This is a genomic window from Chloroflexota bacterium, from assembly GCA_026710945.1.
In the GTDB taxonomy this organism is placed as follows: domain Bacteria; phylum Chloroflexota; class UBA11872; order VXOZ01; family VXOZ01; genus VXOZ01.
The window spans coordinates 44,703-62,625 of sequence record JAPOQA010000039.1 but is presented as its reverse complement, the minus strand read 5'-3'; the positions used below and the strand labels follow the sequence as shown (position 1 = coordinate 62,625).

General features: G+C 56.9%; 16 protein-coding genes. 4 read left to right on the top strand and 12 right to left on the bottom strand.

Annotated elements, in window-relative coordinates; translation table 11 throughout:
* Positions 1-21: 21 nt before the first annotated feature.
* Together OXE05_07800 and OXE05_07795 are read left to right on the top strand one after the other, a co-directional pair.
* Entirely contained in the window at positions 22-1,323 is a 1,302-nt protein-coding gene (locus OXE05_07800) for an aspartate aminotransferase family protein (protein MCY4437222.1), read from the top strand.
* 329 nt (positions 1,324-1,652) lie between these two features.
* On the top strand, positions 1,653-2,414 hold the full coding sequence (locus tag OXE05_07795) for an SDR family NAD(P)-dependent oxidoreductase (GenBank protein MCY4437221.1): 762 nt from the start codon (positions 1,653-1,655) through the stop codon (positions 2,412-2,414).
* A gap of 184 nt (positions 2,415-2,598) precedes the next feature.
* On the opposite strand, the gene OXE05_07790 is transcribed toward OXE05_07795, so the two are convergent.
* The 4 genes from OXE05_07790 to OXE05_07775 form a co-directional block, all read right to left on the bottom strand.
* Positions 2,599-3,408 carry a creatininase family protein gene (locus OXE05_07790; GenBank protein MCY4437220.1) on the bottom strand — a complete coding sequence of 270 codons (810 nt, stop codon included), beginning with the start codon at positions 3,406-3,408 and terminating at the stop codon, positions 2,599-2,601.
* Positions 3,409-3,502: 94 nt separating this feature from the next.
* On the bottom strand, positions 3,503-4,573 hold the full coding sequence (locus tag OXE05_07785; protein MCY4437219.1) for a Gfo/Idh/MocA family oxidoreductase: 1,071 nt from the start codon (positions 4,571-4,573) through the stop codon (positions 3,503-3,505).
* 451 nt (positions 4,574-5,024) lie between these two features.
* Positions 5,025-5,726 (bottom strand): ribulose-phosphate 3-epimerase, encoded by a 702-nt coding sequence (gene rpe / locus OXE05_07780; protein ID MCY4437218.1) that lies wholly within the window; start codon positions 5,724-5,726, stop codon positions 5,025-5,027.
* Between the two features lie 111 nt (positions 5,727-5,837).
* Positions 5,838-7,010 (bottom strand): M23 family metallopeptidase, encoded by a 1,173-nt coding sequence (locus tag OXE05_07775; GenBank protein ID MCY4437217.1) that lies wholly within the window; start codon positions 7,008-7,010, stop codon positions 5,838-5,840.
* A 394-nt stretch (positions 7,011-7,404) separates the two neighbouring features.
* On the opposite strand from OXE05_07775, the gene OXE05_07770 reads away from it, so the two are divergent.
* Positions 7,405-7,698 carry a Dabb family protein gene (locus OXE05_07770; protein MCY4437216.1) on the top strand — a complete coding sequence of 98 codons (294 nt, stop codon included), beginning with the start codon at positions 7,405-7,407 and terminating at the stop codon, positions 7,696-7,698.
* Between the two features lie 105 nt (positions 7,699-7,803).
* On the opposite strand, the gene pheA is transcribed toward OXE05_07770, so the two are convergent.
* Positions 7,804-8,880, bottom strand: coding sequence for a prephenate dehydratase (pheA, locus tag OXE05_07765; GenBank protein ID MCY4437215.1), 1,077 nt, complete (start codon positions 8,878-8,880; stop codon positions 7,804-7,806).
* Between the two features lie 405 nt (positions 8,881-9,285).
* On the opposite strand from pheA, the gene OXE05_07760 reads away from it, so the two are divergent.
* A complete protein-coding gene (locus OXE05_07760; GenBank protein MCY4437214.1) occupies positions 9,286-9,531 on the top strand; it encodes a ferredoxin family protein in 246 nt (81 codons plus the stop codon).
* Positions 9,532-9,579: 48 nt separating this feature from the next.
* Here OXE05_07760 and OXE05_07755 read toward each other — a convergent pair whose 3' ends face one another.
* The 7 genes from OXE05_07755 to OXE05_07725 form a co-directional block, all read right to left on the bottom strand.
* A complete protein-coding gene (locus OXE05_07755) occupies positions 9,580-10,818 on the bottom strand; it encodes an enolase (protein MCY4437213.1) in 1,239 nt (412 codons plus the stop codon).
* Positions 10,819-10,951: 133 nt separating this feature from the next.
* A complete protein-coding gene (locus tag OXE05_07750) occupies positions 10,952-11,476 on the bottom strand; it encodes a histidine phosphatase family protein (protein MCY4437212.1) in 525 nt (174 codons plus the stop codon).
* Between the two features lie 10 nt (positions 11,477-11,486).
* Positions 11,487-12,020 (bottom strand): DUF1854 domain-containing protein, encoded by a 534-nt coding sequence (locus OXE05_07745; protein MCY4437211.1) that lies wholly within the window; start codon positions 12,018-12,020, stop codon positions 11,487-11,489.
* A 159-nt stretch (positions 12,021-12,179) separates the two neighbouring features.
* Positions 12,180-14,393, bottom strand: coding sequence for an ABC transporter ATP-binding protein (locus OXE05_07740; protein MCY4437210.1), 2,214 nt, complete (start codon positions 14,391-14,393; stop codon positions 12,180-12,182).
* 198 nt (positions 14,394-14,591) lie between these two features.
* Positions 14,592-15,641, bottom strand: coding sequence for an endolytic transglycosylase MltG (mltG, locus tag OXE05_07735; protein MCY4437209.1), 1,050 nt, complete (start codon positions 15,639-15,641; stop codon positions 14,592-14,594).
* A 16-nt stretch (positions 15,642-15,657) separates the two neighbouring features.
* On the bottom strand, positions 15,658-16,101 hold the full coding sequence (gene ruvX / locus OXE05_07730) for a Holliday junction resolvase RuvX (protein MCY4437208.1): 444 nt from the start codon (positions 16,099-16,101) through the stop codon (positions 15,658-15,660).
* A gap of 18 nt (positions 16,102-16,119) precedes the next feature.
* Positions 16,120-17,745, bottom strand: coding sequence for a baseplate J/gp47 family protein (locus OXE05_07725; GenBank protein ID MCY4437207.1), 1,626 nt, complete (start codon positions 17,743-17,745; stop codon positions 16,120-16,122).
* Between the last annotated feature and the right edge of the window lie 178 nt (positions 17,746-17,923).

Sequence of the window (17,923 nt, the reverse complement as noted above, 5' to 3'; positions counted from 1 at the left end):
TCTTTGGGAGGTACACGCATAGTGAGAAGTATTACCCGCTCCGAGCAACTTTGGCAGCGCGCCAGAAAGCATCTTGCCGGCGGCGTGAGCAGCAATATCCGCTTGCAGGAGCGGCCCGCGCCCCTCTACTTCAGCCATGGCGAGGGATCCCACCTGTTCGACGTCGACGGCAATGAGTACATAGACTACGTTGCCGCATACGGGCCTCTCATTCTGGGTCATAGCCACCCGGAGCTGGTAGAAGCCGTCCAGCGCCAAGTTGCCTTGGGCCAGACTTACGGCGGACAGCACGAGATCGAGGTTGAGGTCGCTGAGAAGATTTGCGCACTGATGCCGGCCATGGATGTCGTGCGCTTTTGCGGCAGCGGTTCCGAAGCCAACCATGCGCTCTTTCGACTCGCCCGCGCTTACACCGGCCGCACGAAGATAGTGCGCTTTGAAGGCCACTACCACGGATGGCTCGACGACCAGCTCATCAGCGATCATCCTCATTCGGCGGAAGAAGCCGGAGAGTTGCCGTTTCCCCATGCCGTGCTCGGCAGCAATGGGCAGCTTCCCCACGCAGCCGGCGAGACCCTGGTGCTCCCTTGGAATGACCTGGCGGCCTTTACCGACCTCATGGACCGTGAAGGGCAGAACGTGGCCTGCGTCATCACTGAGCCAATCATGTGCAATGGCGGCTTCATTCTTCCCAAGCCGGGATTCTTGGAAGGTATACGAGACATTTGCACACGCAATGAAGCCCTGCTCATTTTCGACGAGGTCATCACGGGATTCCGCGCAGACCTCCACGGCGCGCAGGGGCTGCTGGGCATAACGCCGGACCTCGTAACGCTAGGCAAAGCCGTCGCGAATGGCTTTCCTCTGAGCGTCTTTGGAGGGCGCCGCGACATCATGCAGCTTGTGGGCAGCGGGGTCATGCACGGTGGCACCTATAATGGCAACCCCATCACACTGGCCGCTGCCAATGCCACTCTCGACGTGCTCTCTCGAGACAATGGCGCAGTCTACGACGACATTCGCAAGATTGGCCGTAGCCTCATGGATGGCATCCGGCAAGCAGCGCAGCAGGCCGGTCAATCGGTGTTGGTGCAAGGGATCGGCCCGGTCTTCTTTGCCTGGTTCACAGAACGGCAGGAACTGACTAGCTTCCGCGACAACTGGGACTGCGATGAAGATAGATACGCGACATTCCAAGGAAACTTGATAGGTCACGGCGTACGTACGATACCCTCCGGTCGCTGGTACGTGTCTGCCGCCCACACTGCAGAAGACGTGCGCCAAACGGTCGACGCGGTGGCGCAGGCGCTGCAAAAAGCATAGCGCCTAGAGCATGGGTCTAATCAAAAGCATAGGAATGGCAGTCATGCTCCCATGGTTACAACACGAATGAAATGTAACGCCGAGGGAGAAGCCTCGCTTGGCCTCTCTCCAAACGACTCAATCAGAGATGGATTCCGGATTTCGCCGGAATGACGGAGGACGGGCCGCTGCGGGTGAGAAGGATACCCGGTGGGCACAGGTCTGAGTCTCTGCCCGCTGCAAGCTCGGCAAACACACGCATAGCAACAATTCTGAAGAGCTGGCCGTGCTACCCAAGTGTGGCTCGGCTAGTGTTATGTAAAGAACCGCCTGGATAGGAGTGATTAGCAATGCCAGAGCTACTTATTGGTAAGAACGCCATCGTAACCGGCGCTGCCAGCGGTATCGGGCAAGCCATCGCCCTTGCCTTTCTGCGTGAGGGAGCGAATGTGCTCGGCGCCGACCTCAATGAGGAGGGACTTGAGGAGACCGCTCAGCGTGCAACTGAGCACTCCTCGCTGTTCGTTGCACACAAGTGCGACGTAACGCAGCGGGCTGATGTGGAACGGACGGTAGCGCGGGCGGTGGAAGACTTCGGCCACCTTGACATCATGGCCGCTATCGCCGGCATTGCCACGGAGCACGACTTCACAGACATCACGGACGAAGATTGGCACCGGGTTACCGATGTCAATTTGCACGGTGTCTTTCTCTGCGATCAGGTCGCCGCCCGTCAGATGGTCAAACAAGGCCATGGCGGCCGTATCGTCAACATGTCATCCGTGAACGGCCTAATGGGGGAAGAGGAGTTAGCCGCGTACAACACTTCCAAAGGCGGCGTGACGCTCCTCACCAAGAGCGCGGCCATTGACCTGGCCAAGCACGAGATTACGGTTAACTGCCTTGCGCCGGGCTATATTCGCACACCGCTTACGGAAGAGAGCATCGAGGACAGCGCGTGGATCAACGAGTACTTGAAGCGTGTCCCCTACCGCCGGGTGGGAGAACCGGAAGAGGTGGCCGACTGTGCGGTGTTCCTCGCGAGCGATCTCAGCCGCTATGTAACCGGCCACGCGCTGGTGGTTGATGGCGGGCAGATCGCGGTGATCTAGACCCCAAGACCTTCAAGACCATCAGTGTCATCGATCATCAAGTAATGCCTTCAGTGTGATTTCCAGTTGAAAGACACACTGAAGGCATTGTTTGTTGTCTAGACTAAGCTACCCCATCGCAACGGGCCCAAGACCTCACACACTCGCCCACTAGAGGCCCACGTGCGCCCTGCACTGCTGCCAATCAAGCTTGCGGCCCGGGGTGGAAGTCACGCTGCGGCCGGATTTCGCGGGCGCGAAACTCCTCCAAGAATGCGGCAGTCCGATTGACCGCAGCCTTGTAGAGGACTTCGCCTTTTTCGGCGCTGGCGCCGGTAGGATCGCCCTGAATGCCCGTTGAAGTATTGCGGCTGAAGAACTCCTGGTAGTGTATGCGCGTATTGGCCGGCCATGCACCCCAGATGTGCTCGCTCTGCTGCACCTCCTCCACGGTGCGGACGGCCTTGCCCATGTCCACCAGGTGAGGATAGAGGTAGAGCATGAGAGAGGTCTCATCCTCGTCCGCGTGGTGGCTCACACCATGGGACTCACGGTCCCATGTCAGGTCTTCAGCGCGAATGAGCGCCCAATAGTTGGCCAAAACACTGATCGCCGCGCTCTCATTGTTGATGCGGCGCATGGCAAGGTCCATTACGGGTACATTGCTGCCGTGGCCGTTGAGGAGCACGATGTGCCGAAAGCCATGGTGCGCCAGGCTGAAGCCAATTTGCGCCACGTAATCGATGATCGTATACATATTGATGGCAATCGTGCCCGGAAAATCCATGTGGTGTTCATTGAAAGAGTAGACAACCGGCGGCATCACAATGACATTCGGCGCCATTTGCACAGCCACGTCATTGGCAATGCGTTGCGGAATGATATAGTCCACCATCAGCGGCATGTGCGGCCCATGTTGCTCCATGGTCCCTACGGGCAGGACGACGACGGGGTCGTGCAGCGAGGCTTCGCCTACTTCAGGAGACTTGAGCTCTTCATAGCGAAAATTTCCCATACCACCAACCTTCCTCTCAAATTGCATTCAACTATTCAGTAGCAGCGTTCGCTGTTCGAATCAACATGCCTCTTCTACTTGTAGAACAGCATGGTCAGTCCACACGCGGAATCGAAACCCATGAGCGGCTCTGGGAAGATTCAACCACCGCGTGGAGCACCTCTTGCGTCTTCAGTCCCTCGGTAAAAGTTGGTGAAATCTCGCGGTCATCACGGACGGATTGGACAAAAGTCTCCATTTGCTTCATGCCGCCTGCCAAGAGCTGCCCTCCATGTCCTTTGTCCACCGTAGGCGGCGCACCGGGGATCGGCTCACCTTCCTGCCCCGGCAGGTAGAGCACTCCTTGGCCGTTCTCATAGAGGATGCCGCCTTTGCGACCGTTAATCATGAAGTGCCGGCGGCCCACCGGGAAGTTGGAATGCACTGATCCGAGCCTGCTGAGGCCGAGAGTCCCGTGTGCGCCATTGGCGAGCTGCATCAGCACAATCGTGTCGTCGTCAAGGTCGTGCGGATGAGGCGTGCCGTCATCGCCATAGACCTGCGGCGTGAAAGTCTTCATGTTTGCGCAGACTTCGGTAATGTCGCCCACGAGGAAGTGCGCAAGGTCAATGTGGTGAGATCCCAGGTCTCCCAAGATGCCGGTGCCGGTACGCCTCGCGTCGGTGCGCCAGGTGAAGCGGGGTTTGGGTGACCGCACGAGCGCCGTATTGAGGCTCTGCCCGTGCACGTGCACTACCTCCCCAATCACATCATCTTCGATGAGTTTGCGGATATTGTTGGCCGCTATGTTCCAGCGATTTGAAAACCCCACCACCGTGCGAAGATTGGCCTGCTTTGCCGCCTCGTACATCTCCCGCGCCTCTTCAATCGTGACCGCCAGCGGCTTTTCGCAGAAAATGTGCTTTCCGGCGCGTACGGAACGCATGACGAGATCATGGTGAAATGCGTCCGGCGCATCCACCAGGACTCCGTTGATTTCATCATGGGCAAGAAGCCGTGCGGGGTCCGTATAAACGTTCTCTATGCCAAACTTGCCCGCAAACTCCCGCGCACCGTCTTCGCGAGGGCCGCATACGGCGACGAGTTCCACGCCGTCAATGTGCGCCAGACCCTCCGCATGCACGTCTGCAATCATGCCGTAGCCAAAGACTCCGAATTTCAGCATACGATTGCGCCTTTCAAAGAATTTACACTTTACGTACGATCTTGCCTAAGGAAGGGAGAGCTTCAAGACCCATTGTGCTTGAATAGCGTCTCTGACCCTTCCTAGCACATAATCTTGCCAACGAGACCGCTCGCTTCCCATTGCACTCGCCGCACATGGAATGGCCTCCAGCAAGACTTCTCTCTTCCCAGGTTGTCCGGTCCGGTTGCGCCCTGCTGAAGCTATTGCTGCTCTCGTCCTAGTGAAACAGACCTCGTGAAGACGCGCAACTCATCGGCATGGCAGGCAGCACAACGCGATTACTGCGAGCTCTCGGCTGGCATCCCGGTGAATTACCGCCGCGAAATTACGGAAGAAGTGTTTCCCACTTGCCATCTAGCCCCCCTGTTGCGCACTTTTCCTCAGGCCGTACGACGTGGGAGGGCAACAAGCAAGAGAACCAGCATCCAATCTAGTCCTCAAGCGGCGCGAGCGAAACGTGCGCCTGCCGCAAGGCGCCAGTCATACGATCCATTGCTGCAGCCACTGTAATGTCAGGCGTGAAAATGGAAGAACCGGCGACCAGCACGTCAGCGCCTACCGAGACCGCAGCCACTGCCGATTCTGCATCTATGCCGCCGTCCACCTGAAGCCGGACGTCCAGGTCGCTCCGATCTATGGCGCTGCGGAGCACACGAACTTTCTCAAGCATTTCCGGCATGAAAGCTTGCCCTCCCCAGCCCGGCTCCACGGTCATTACCAAAGCAAGATCAAGGTCGGCGAGATACGGCAGGATTGCTTCCACCGGCGTGCCGGGCTTAATTGCCAGTCCGACCCGTTTCCCGGCATTGCGGAACGCTTGGATGGTACCGGCTACATCCGCGCATGCTTCAACGTGCATCGTGAACAGATCGCCCTCGCTGCCAAGGAACAACTCCAGATGGCGCAAAGGCTCCGTGACCATGAGGTGGACGTCAAAGAGGCGTGACGACGCTTGCCGTACGCTTTGGATAACCGCCGGTCCAAAGCTGAGATTCGGCACAAAGTGGGCATCCATGACATCAAAATGGATGTAGTGTGCGCCGGCGGAGTGGGCCGCTGTCACGTTCTCCGCGAAACGGCCGAAGTCGGCCGCAAGCACAGAAGGCGCTATGCTAACGCGGTGGCGCGACATAGGAGGTTTTGCACGTGTCATTGTGCTTGCGTAAGCAAAGTCCTAAAGAATGAATCTCGACAATTCGAAGGAAGCGTAACGCGTGTTGTACTCGGAAGTCCTGCCACCCACTTAGTTCAGCAGAGATAGCGGATCTCTGAACCGGTTGAGATACAGCGCCTCAAAGTGCAGATGCGGACCTGAGGAGTATCCTGTGTTACCCATCTTCCCTATGACCTCCCCGGCCTTTACAAAGTCGCCAACGGTTACGGCAAAGGTGCTCAAGTGATTGTACGTGGTAACCCAACCGTTGCCATGATTGATCACGACCCGATTGCCATACCCAAGCGGGCTCCATCCGGCTCCTACTACCTGCCCGGCGTCCGCAGCAACAATTGCTGTTCCTGTGCGATTCCCAATGTCCAGAGCTAGATGGCGAGAATGAAAGTACTGCGTAATTGTGCCCTGTGTCGGCCACCGGAATTCACCGAATGCCGCCACCGGTTGCTCACGTTGGGAGAGTTGCGTTTCCCCGCCGGACTTTCGCAATTCCTCCGGCAGAATTCCGTGTGGGATGATCAATTCCATGCCCGGTACAAGGGTTGTTGAGAGGCCGATTCTGTTGTATTCCGCAATTGCAACTGGATTGCTCTCGTACGTTTCGGCCAATTCGTGCAGTACATCACCCCTGGAAACGGTGTAAATCACGCCATCAATGGGCGGAATTCTCAACTTGTCTCCAAGTGAAAGATGGTGGTCGATGGCAATGTCATTGGCCCAAAGCAATGTATCCAGGCTAATGCGAAACCGACCGGCAATATCAACGAGTGTGTCGTTGCCACGCACCTCGTAGGCGAAAATCTCGTCTCGCGGGCGCAAGACTACCGTAGTTTCCAGCAACATGGGACGCTGTATTACGTCCGGAAACACCGCTTCGACCGAACTGGCACGGAAAGTGGGGACTGAACTGTAGTAGTCAAGCTCCTCTTCGAGCACGCGTCCCGTTACCTGCTCGGCGGCGAATGGTGCGGCCCAAAGCGCAACTATCCCAAGAGCCAGCAAGACGATGTGGCCGGCGGCGCGATGTGCAATGGTGCTCATCCATAGCGGCAAGGCATTGCTACGCAGGGCAAGCGCCACAAGGCGCGGAATCTGAAAGATAGAATAGCCGCAGAAGACTACCAGGCCGATGAGCTGCAGAATCAACGAGCGGCGCGGAGCCTTGGCAGATGCTGTTGCCCTGTGAGCTTCACTCTCACCCGCATGTGAAACGACATCCTCATCACGCACTGCCTCAACCGCCATTGCTCGCTTTTCCTAGGATGTCTCTGGGAGGTGACAACTGCCTGTTGGGCGTTGCGAACATGATGGGGAAACCTCGAAGAATTCAACAATATCCACAACTGAGGCGGCCAATTTGCAAGTTATCAGGTACCCATAGGGATGTCAACAATCGGCAGGGATCACCGCTTTCCCGCGCCACACGAAAGATTCTCGTTTAGTTTTGGAGCAGTTAAGCCCGTTGGCAACTGAGGCAATACCTGGTTCTGCCACGCACTGAATGGCCGCACGCTCCGTCTTGACTTTTGAGTGCACAACGATACGTCAGCAATCTTGCCCAACACTAGTTGGCGGGGCATAATGCATAGGCGATATGGGAAACAATCAGGCACACCCATCACGATGAGGAGCGATACGCATGGTCGAGCATTTGGTGCTGTTTAAGGTAAAAGCAGGCGTCAGCGAGGAGGCAATTGAAGCGATGCAAGACGCTCTCAGAGGCCTTCAAAGCGCTATTCCGGGCATTCTGGAGATCACTGTAGGGGCGAACTTCAGCGAGCGCAGCCAGGGGTTCACGCACGGTTTGCTCGTGCGATTCCAAGATCGAGCCGCGCTTGACACCTATATTCCTCATCCCGCCCATGAAGACGCCAGGACGAACTACATTCTTCCCATCGTCGAGGACGTGCTCGTCGTGGACTACGAGTGCTAGGAAGAGCCTCAGGCATTGTAGCGCTCGGTTTTCAACCGCATTGAGAGACTCTACGAGAATCACCCGCGGGTGGCAGCAGCGTGAGACTTCGCGTCAGAGCAAACGCTAACTCTCAGAAGCGACAGGAGTCGGCCACGCGCCCAACACTCTAACGAGCACACATCCCTTCTCGAGTTCTGCCAGTGCCATTCGTACAGGCTCCTGCGCAGGGTGACCGATGAGGATCGCAAAGAAGTAGTAGTCCCATGTTCGGCGTCGGGATGGCCGGGAGAGGATAAACGTCAGATTTACATCGTGTTTTGCGAACACTCCAAGAGCGTTGAATAGGGATCCGGGCTGGTCAATGACACTGAATAGCAAGGCGGTGCGGTCATTTTCCGTGGGCGAGGGTAGCTGTTTACCTAAGATGGCAAATCGCGTAACGTTTTCGGCACGGTCCTGAATGCTGCGCGCAACAATCGAGACGTCCTCTGCCTGCGCCGCGAGTTCACTGCCTATGGCAGCGGCTCCCGGCTCGTTCTTGACCCTTGAGACTGCTGCGGCAGTGCTCACTACCTCAACAATGTCCGTGTGAGGCAACACTTCAGCCAGCCAACCGCGGCATTGCGCCAGTGCCTGGGGATGCGAGTACACCACGCGAATTGAATCCCGGGGGCTATTCGAAATGAGATTGTGGCCGATAGGCAACACCACCTCGCCGCAAATCTGAATAGGGCTATCCAGGTACTGTACAAAAGAATCGAGCGTAGGCGTAACACCGCCTTCTGTGGAGTTCTCGAGAGGGACAACACCGTAATCGGTCTCTCCCGTTTCCACAAGCTGAAAGACATGATTCACCGTAGCCGCCGCCTGCAGAATGGCGGAACTGCCAAACGACTGAAGGGACGCCTGATGCGTGAAGGTGTTCTCCGGTCCCAAGTATGCTACGCTCGTAGGCCTCTCCAATGCGCGGCATGCGGAGAGGACTTCCCGATAGATGGCGGTAAGCGAAGCGCTCTCTAAGAGGCCGTCTCGCGCGCGGGATGCGACGTTTTCCAGCACTTGCCGCTCGCGTTCCGGTACATAGATGGGGACGTCATCGCCTTTCTCAACGCCAACACGTATGGCAAGTGCCGCACGGCGTTGGAGCCGGTCTACGATCTCACGGTCAAGGGCGTCAATCTGCTGACGCAGGTCCGCCATGACGCCGTCCTGCTTACGCATTGAGGCTACCAATCGGTTGTAAAATAAGCCGTGGCTCCGTTGATTGCGGCCGCTGCACGTAACGAAGTATGCGAGAGTACCGCCAAGCTGAATCGATCCGGCTCTTTTCGGGCAGTATTGTAGCAGGTTCCATAGCTCTGTGCATGCAAAGGGCTAGGTGTAAACCCAACGCAGGCCGCCTGGCACGTTCCACTCTCGGCTACCTTGACGACCCGCGCCGTTCTTCCTAGAATTAAAGCGATGGGGATAGTTGCGTTGGGCGTCAAAATACCTTTGCAATCGCTAGCGTTCGCGTGCGCGCGACTAGGCCAGTGAGGTGAAATCGCTCACGGTTGACCGATAGAGACCTGCCAATGGCATGTTTGAAGGAGAGAGATTACCGCAATGACGTACGTGATTGCCGAACCCTGCATCGACATTAAAGACAACTCGTGTGTAGATGTCTGTCCCGTGGACTGTATCCACTCCGACGACGATTCGGCGCAGTTCTTTATTGATCCGGATGAATGTATCGAGTGTGGTGCATGTGAGCCGGTCTGCCCGGTGACGGCAATCTTCTTCGAAGACGATCTGCCGGACGAATGGCGAAACTACATTCAGACCAATGCAGACTTCTTTGCCAACCAATAGGTAGCACTGTCTTCTGGTTGATCGGCAGCGCATTCTCGCATTCTCAGTTCAGCTTTCCTTGGCCTGCGAATACGCCGCGGCAAACGCTGGCGTTCCATCGTCGTTTTTGATATTCATGCGCGAGCCGCGCACGAATCGCGGATCGTGGCCCAGGTCGAATCCCTGCTGCAAGTCGTGCTCATAGCCGGCATATGTGCTGATGGCCCCCTCCCCAAAGTCATCCGGCCACTGGATTTGAAAGACCTGGCGCGGCCTGTTGGGCTTCTGATCAACCCGGTATCGGGTTACTGCGTCTTCATCTAGGCTGATGCCGAGGCCGGGGCCTTCAGGCACTCGCATATACCCGCGCTCTACGGCAAACGACTCCGTCAGGAGATCATGCTCCCAAATGTGGAGACACGTTATCGCCGGCCACTGTGCATGCGGGAGCACCGCGCCGAGGTGGGCCGCCCACGCTGTCGTCATCCCCAAACCAACGAGCTGCAACCAGAATGGCTTGTTGGCAACGGCAGCTAACGTACCTGACTCCTTCACCCCTGCCAGACTCCCGCCAACGACAAAGCCATCGCAAACATCGTCCTGCAGTGCAGTCATGATGGGTGGCGTACCGTAGTGCATGGCCAGCGGTCGTGGTACATGCCTGCGAATTTGCCGGTTGCCGGTCACGTCGCCCTGTGGAATCGGCGTCTCGAATATCGAAACATTCACATAGGCAAGCAGCTCTTGCAAGAGCGGAATGGCCGTGCCCGCATCCACGAGCATGCTGTTGAAGTCTATGTCCAGATGCATAGCTTTCGGAATGACGGCCTCGAGCGCGGCAAGTTGTGCATGGATGTCTCGCCACGGGCGACCCTTGAGCTTCATCGATGCATAGCCTTGATCCAGCGCTTTCTCCGCTTCGGCCGCCCATTCTTGTGGCGACATGTCAAGGCACCACCAGGAAATGGGGACGCGTGACCGCACTTGCTCCCCGAGGAGCCGGTGGACCGGAACGCCGGCAGACTTTCCTACCAGGTCCCAGAGCGCCATCTCGGGGCCGGCGCCAAGCGTCGAATCCCATAGGTGCCGATGCGGGTCTGAGCCAATAAGTCGCTCCTTCAGATCGTCCGGCGGTCTGCCCCAGGTGTACTCCACTACCGTCTCGCCAATGCCGCTCAGGCCGGAGTCCGTGTGAATGCGACAAAGCTCGACAAGCCGCCAATCACCACTCAACCGCGTCATGTGTAGATCGTGGTGCTCGTTGAATGGCACTAAGAGCAGAATCTGTTCGACATCTGTAATTGTCATGGCAGCGCGCCCTCTCCCTTTTCGTGTGCATACACTCGTGATCACGTAGCTTAAGTGAGACTCAAGATGCGGTCACAGCCGCAGACCTCCAACTCCTCGCTTGCCAGGATTAGCGCCCGCACCCGCATAAGGATCAGCTCGCCGGAGCACCGGAATCTTCCCGGTGGGCATCGCGCTTGGGGAAGTCGAAGTCAAGCAACCTACCACAGTTTCTCTCCACCTCTTGCCACGACGAAACGTCAAGTTCCAGGCGGACAACTCCGCAGGTAGGGACATCGCCAATGTAATCCTGGCTCAAGAGGCCGCTGAGCTCGGTAAAACCCGGATTGTGGCCAACTAGCGCCACGTGGTCACGAGAATCATCCAACCTTCGAATGAGGTTGAGCAACCTGTCCGACATTGCGTGATAGATTTCTTCCTCGAGTGCAATGTGGGACTTCGGGAAACCTATCTCTTTGGCCAAGCGCCTGGCAGTGCCGCGGGCGCGCTTGGCAGGACTGGTGAGGAATGCGTCGGGCAAGAAGCCGATTGCCGCCAGCCGCTGGCCCATCATAGCGGCGTCCCGTTTACCTCGGCCGTTGAGAGGTCGCGCAGAGTCCTCCACGCCATACTGTTTCCAGCTAGACTTCGCATGCCGGATTAGTGTGAGCAGCTTCATGCGGCGCTCCCTAGAGCAGCAGGTCGAAAATTCGCTTGCTGTTGTCATCCAGTTCACGAAAGTCGGGGATATGGAAGCGATTCCCGTCAATATCAATGATAAGTATCTCATGCTCTGCAGGCAAGAGCACGGAATCCAGCTCCCAACGCATGACAAACTCGCGTATGCCGTGATCCGTTTCTACCGTCCAGAACGACGTGCGCCACTCATTGCGGTAGGCGCGCACGGAGCGGATGCGGTAGACCCGATAATAGTCCTCCAACGCCGCCATGAGAATGCGCCGCGACTCCTCGTCAAGCTCATCCGGATTCTCAATGAGGCAGAATTCCTTATCTTTCGTATCGAGTATTGAGACGAAACGCTTGAGCGAAAGTGGAAACGCCCAAACTGCCTTGCCTCGCAGGAGGCAGCGCTCCCCGGCAATCTCGACCCTTAACTCGCCTCCCGGCCCGCGCAAAAGACGAATGTGTGCCACGTCGGTCGCGCCAGCGCCTATGTCGGCGATGTGTACAAGCTCTTCGCCTTTGACTGTCGTGTCTTGCATGGAAAGCCTCTATTGCCACTTGCCGGAACAGGCGGCTTCAATCCTAGTTTGATGATGGTTGCCAGTGAGCGCTGCGTTCATGCGCTAGCCAACGGGTTAACGGCACTATGGTCCCAAAACTCTACGTCCACAATTGACTTTGCCCGCGCAATTCAGGCCCTAGCGTTCAACCGCCCGCAAACGGGAAACCGTACGCTGCATCTCAACCAATTTGGAATATATGCCGCGCTTTGCCAGGAGTTCATCGTGCGTGCCGATCTCAGCGACAGCACCATCATCCATAACGACGAGCCGGTCCGCATTGCGCAGTGTGGAAAGCCGGTGCGCTATGGCAAAAGTCGTGCGGCCCTTGATCAAACGACTGATGGCCTGCTGAATTGCGAACTCCGTTTCGGTGTCTACCGATGCGGTCGCTTCATCGAGAATGAGAATGCGCGGATCTTTGAGAACCGCGCGCGCAATCGAAACGCGCTGCTTCTCGCCAACCGACAGGCGATTGCCCCGCTCGCCCACGAGCGTATCGTATCCCTCGGGCTTGGCCACTATGAAGTCATGGGCATTGGCCGCTCGGGCGGCGGCGATCACCTCCGGCAATTCGGCCGCTGGCTTAGAGTAGCGAATATTCTCAAGAATAGTGCCGCTAAAGAGGAACGGCTCCTGAAGCACCACGCCGATCTGGTCCCGCAGGCAGGTCAACTCGATGTCGCGAATGTCTATGCCGTCGATGAGCACCGCGCCGTGATCTGCCTCGTAGAAGCGGCATACCAGGTGCGCCGTCGTGCTCTTGCCCGCTCCCGATTTTCCCACCAACCCGACCATCTCGCCGGGCTGAACGTGTAGATTTACTTTCTTGAGCACCGGTTTCGTCTTGTCGTAGCCAAAAGTCACCTGGCGAAACTCCACTTCTCCCCGTAGCGGGCAGGGAGTGAGCTTGCCCGGCTGCGCGAAGGGTTCAGTCGGCGTGTCCATGACGTCGAAAATGCGGTCGGCCCCCACCAGTGCCCGCGACATCCAGTTGTAGATCCGGTTGAACCACTGCAAGGGTCCGTAGAGCATCCAAAGGTATTGGATGAAAGCGATTAGCGTTCCAAGCGAAAGATCACCGCCGATCACCGCGCTGCCACCGGCGAACCAAGCGATGAAAACCCCCGCGCCGGTGACGAAATTCAGTATCGCGAAGGAGCTATCCCAAAATCGCGCCTCATGGACTGTTGCCCTGGCAACCGCTTCGTTGCGGCGCTCGAAGCGGCCAATCTCGGCCTCTTCCTGCGCAAAGGCCTTGGCAACGCGGATGCCGAGGAGCGATTCGTTTAGCTGGCCATGCAAGAGCGCCCAGTTCTGCGAAACCCGCGACCACAGCACGCGCATGCGCTTCACCAGCGCTGTACCTCCCAGCACGACGAACGGCACCGGCAGTAAGACGAAGAGGGTTACCTGCCAACTCATCAAGAGCAGAATGACGAGCACACCCAAGAGCATGACACTATTGACAACCATATAGGGCGCGCCATCAATGAGAAAGTAGTTCAGACTCTCGGTATCCCGCGTGACAAGTGAAAGCAGGTTTCCCTGCCCTTTGCGATTATGGAATGTCAGCGACATACGTTCCAGGACCTGATAGAGTTGCGCGCGCATATTGGCAATTACACGTGTGCTCAGCCACGCGCCAACCCAACTACCGACGACTTCAAGACCGCTGGTTGCCAGGTTTGCCGCAACAAGCGCTGCTACGAGCCAGGCAAGCAGGGCGAAGTTCTCTCGAGGCACAAGTACGCTGTCAATCAAGTACTGCGTGATAAGCGGAGGCGTGAGCTGGACAAGCGCGCGGCCCAGGGTAGCAAGAACCAGAATTGCTGCCAAGCCCTTATAGGGCTTTAAATAGCTGGCAATGCGCAGCATCACCGCCATTTTGCGCACGCAGCGAGGACAGTTGCGTTCCCTGTCCGGCAAGAGTGCCTGGCACTTCTGACAGCGTGCGCGAGGAATGTCCGTCGAAACGGCGAAAGGCTCGTCTTTGGCAAGCTGTTGTATGCCGCGGGCAATCTCGGTGAACTTTGCGCCCAGGGAGCTCGAGTATTCGATGACGGGCGTGAAATACCCGTTCCGGCTAACTTCAAGGCGACCGCCGCCCACAAGTGGCTCTGCGCGGGCGTCCGATATCTCGGCAAGGTCCACGCTCACTGCGCCGTCAATTCCCGGTGACAAGTGAGGCAACACAACGACACGCTGATTGGTTAGCATCATCCAGCGCACGCCGAAACGACCATCATGCCGGATGTCCGACATAGCGACAAGGAGCGTCTCCTCGCCGGGCAAGATCAATTCACTCCACTGGGCCTCGATTTCAGGAGGCAGCGTGTCAAAAACAACCAAACTCAAACTCGCTTGAGGTATGTACTCAGGTACAATCGATCACCGTACGCAGGCAACGATTTCTAACTCTTGGGGATGTTTGCCAAATGCGGTCAATGTCAAATTGAGGATTGGCAAAACATCTCGGTTTCCGTACCCGCGTTAACGAATGCAAATGGGCATTTCACCCAATATGCCAGACAGTGTCACTTTTCTAACTCAGGAAGACTGGTACTTGCGCACGTTGGCATTATGCTCATCGAGCGTGCGACTAAAGACATGGGAACCGTCACCGACCGCCACAAAATAGTAGAAGTCAGTTGTTGCGGGAGCCGACACTGCTTGCAGCGAGGCCAGGCCGGGATTGCAAATGGGGCCGGGCGGTAGACCTGCGTTCGCATAGGTGTTAAACGGTGACGCTACTCTCAGATCGTCATAGGTCAGCGCTCGCTTCCACCACCGTCCTTCTGACTCTTGATAGCCAAGGGCATACTGAACGGTGGGATCTGCTTGCAAGGGCATGCCTATGCGCAGACGATTATAGAAGACGCTCGCAATCACAGGGCGTTCGGCTGCAACTTGCGCTTCGCGTTCGACGATAGCAGCCAGGGTAACTGCTTGGTACGTGCTCAGCCCGTTTGCCTGGAAGCCATTGTCCACCCCGCCGCCAATCTTGCGAGAAAACTGATCCAAGAGACTCTCGATGAATTGAGTTGTCGTAGTCTCGTTCTCAATGCGATACGTATCGGGAAAGAGAAAGCCTTCCAGTGTGGATGTAGCCGGTAGATCTGCCAAGAAATCACGCTCGTAATTCGCGCTTGCAGTTAGTGCGAGAAACTCACTTGCGTTGAGCAGACGCTGCGTTTGCAGGTACGCCGCGATTTCCTCCCGTCGCCAGCCTTCGATGAGAGTCAGTGCCCTGTCCTGTACTTCCGCTTTCTGCAGCGCCTGGATAGCTTCGTCAGCGCTCATGTTCCGGCGCAACACGTGTTGACCGGCCTGAAAGGACCCGTCCAGGCCGCTTTGGCGTGCACGCAGGCGGAACGCCAAAGCACTACGGATTACTCCCGCATCCCTTAACTGATTTGCTATCTGTTCCGTGGTACTGCCGAGAGGAATTTCTAGGACAACCTCGGTGTTGTCTTCGCTCTCCGGGCCGGCAACGGCGTCGGCAATCCGATCCCCAATCCCGCAGCCTGCAGCCAGCGAGACAGGAGCCGCCACAATAATCGTGCGAAGTAAAATGCGCCGCGTTACGTAGTTTCCCATACAACCATCATACAAGTCACTGGCAAATCCCGGGCAAGGAAGAGTCACCCGCTTCCTGCTGCGCCGCAAAGTAGGATTCAAGGATTACTGCGGCTGCAGCGGCATCGAGCGGAGATTTGCGGCGTGCTGCGGTGGGACTAGCTTCCAGCCGCTCCTCTGCAATAACTGTCGAAAATCGCTCATCCCAAAAGACTATCGACATGCCAAGCGCCTGCCCGAAGCGCTCACCTTCTTTCTTTACGCGTTCTCCCTGGTAGTGCAGGGCCCCATCCAGACTAATCGGCAGGCCTACCACCAGCGTGTCTGCCTGTTGCTCGTTGAACAGTCGTCGCACCGCAGCACTATCCTGATGCCACGAGCGCCGCTGAATTGTCGTCAGTGGCGTTGCGATACCAACGCGGGAGTCTCCGCAGGCCACACCGATACGTCGTTCACCAATGTCGAGACAAAGTATCCGCATAGTTAATGACTAAACGTCTCAGGCAGCCAGTCGAATCGGCTCCCTCACTTCTATGTCGATACGAAACCACAGCCGCGGCATGCGATCGTACCAGTCCGGCCCCATTTCGAGCACAAAGTCACCGACTCCCGTCAAATTGCCCAAGTAGCTTTCAGCTTCCTCAAGCGTCTTGTTCGCGAGATCTCGCCGGATCCTACCATGGTCCCATGCAGACAATATATCTCCCTGAGCCTCCAAAGTAAGCTGGATGACACCATCAGTAATGCTATTCACATGTGGATTGCCCAAGACAACGGTATCGGAAACCAGCACATGTGCTTCAAATTGATTCTCCACGATTCGTGCCAGAATGATTGGTGCTACTTCTTCCAGGTATATGTTAGAAAAAGCGGTGCCGCGCAGCTTTACTCTCATACGCAACGTCACTTGGTCGCTCTCTTCACCTACTGTTCTATCATAGTTCGCTTCGTCAACGATGACGTCATCATCCCAGGGCACGAAACTGCTTTCGACGGGGTTAACGACCCCACCCAGTTGCTGCCAAACCCGCTGCATGAGGAGGTGGCGAAGTTGCTCGAAAAGCTGCAGCCGGTCCTGTTCTGTCACAAAGGTGACAACACGCTCCCCGCCACCCTGAATTGGAAAATCGTTATTGACAATTAAGCGCTGGTTGAGTGACTGGTCCTCTATGTGCGTGATCACGCTGGGCCCCACGTTGCCGATAGGACCTGGCTCCTCAGCGACGACCGCCACCCGTCGCCCCACTAACTCACTGCTCGCGCCGGAAGTAGGCGGGACATTGACCTCCGCAGCGGTCACATACCGCCGGTTCTCATTGGTAAGAACTATTGTCCCCTTTGGAACAACAACTCGCTGCGAAATCCGATTGCGGAAGACGACAGATCCCTCTGCCCGTCCGGTCGGCTCGTTTCTCTTCCCCGTAGCGGGTACTGTCATCTCATCCGTCTCTTCGATGACCACCAATTGCGCAGGCACCTGACCGGTTGCAGCGTTAAGGCGGCTTACCTGCGGATCTGCCAACAACTGCAGCACCGTGCTATAGCGTTGCTGCACAGGTGTCAGTTTAATCGCGGCGCTAGGAAGCACCAAATAAAACGCTCCCCACACAATGAACAACAGCACCGAAACTACTGTGGCCAATGCAAGAATGCTTGAGAACGATCGTTCTATGGAGAGAGACCCTCTGCCTCCCCGCTTGTTTGACTGACCCGTCGCAACCCTGGCAGCCTGATTGGCTCGAATAGTATTTTCGGCAACGTCGGACACCTCAGCGCGAGTTTTAGCGATCTTGCGTGAAGCACTACCGGCGATTGCAGGTTCCAGGGCACGACCCGGTTGCTCAGGCGCGTGCAGCGCGCCCAAAGAGTTGACCACCTTGATGCCCAGGTCACTTGCGGAATCGCGAACGCCACGATCGCCACACACCAGCGTAAGGTCAAGCTCCAGGTCAGTTGCTTGGCGCTGTAGGAACTCCAGATTCTCCCTGTCATGCAGTGCCGGGCAATTGTTTCCAACCAGCACGACTGAAGTGCCGCGCTTGCGCTGGAGCTTAACGAGAACTGCCGCGATATCGTCGCCGTGGCTGGCATAGACGACCCGGCTACTTGGAATAGAGCTTGCCATAGCCTACAGCGGGCGTTACATGGAAGAGAGAAGCCACCACTCAGGGGAATCCTACTAGGCTCACACTAATACTATACCCGAACCAGTTGCAACGGTGTTACACAAGTGCGGCACCCGCAGCAGGTGAGGGTGCAGACCAAGCATGGCTTCCCCGATAAGCGATGTCCAAACTTGACAG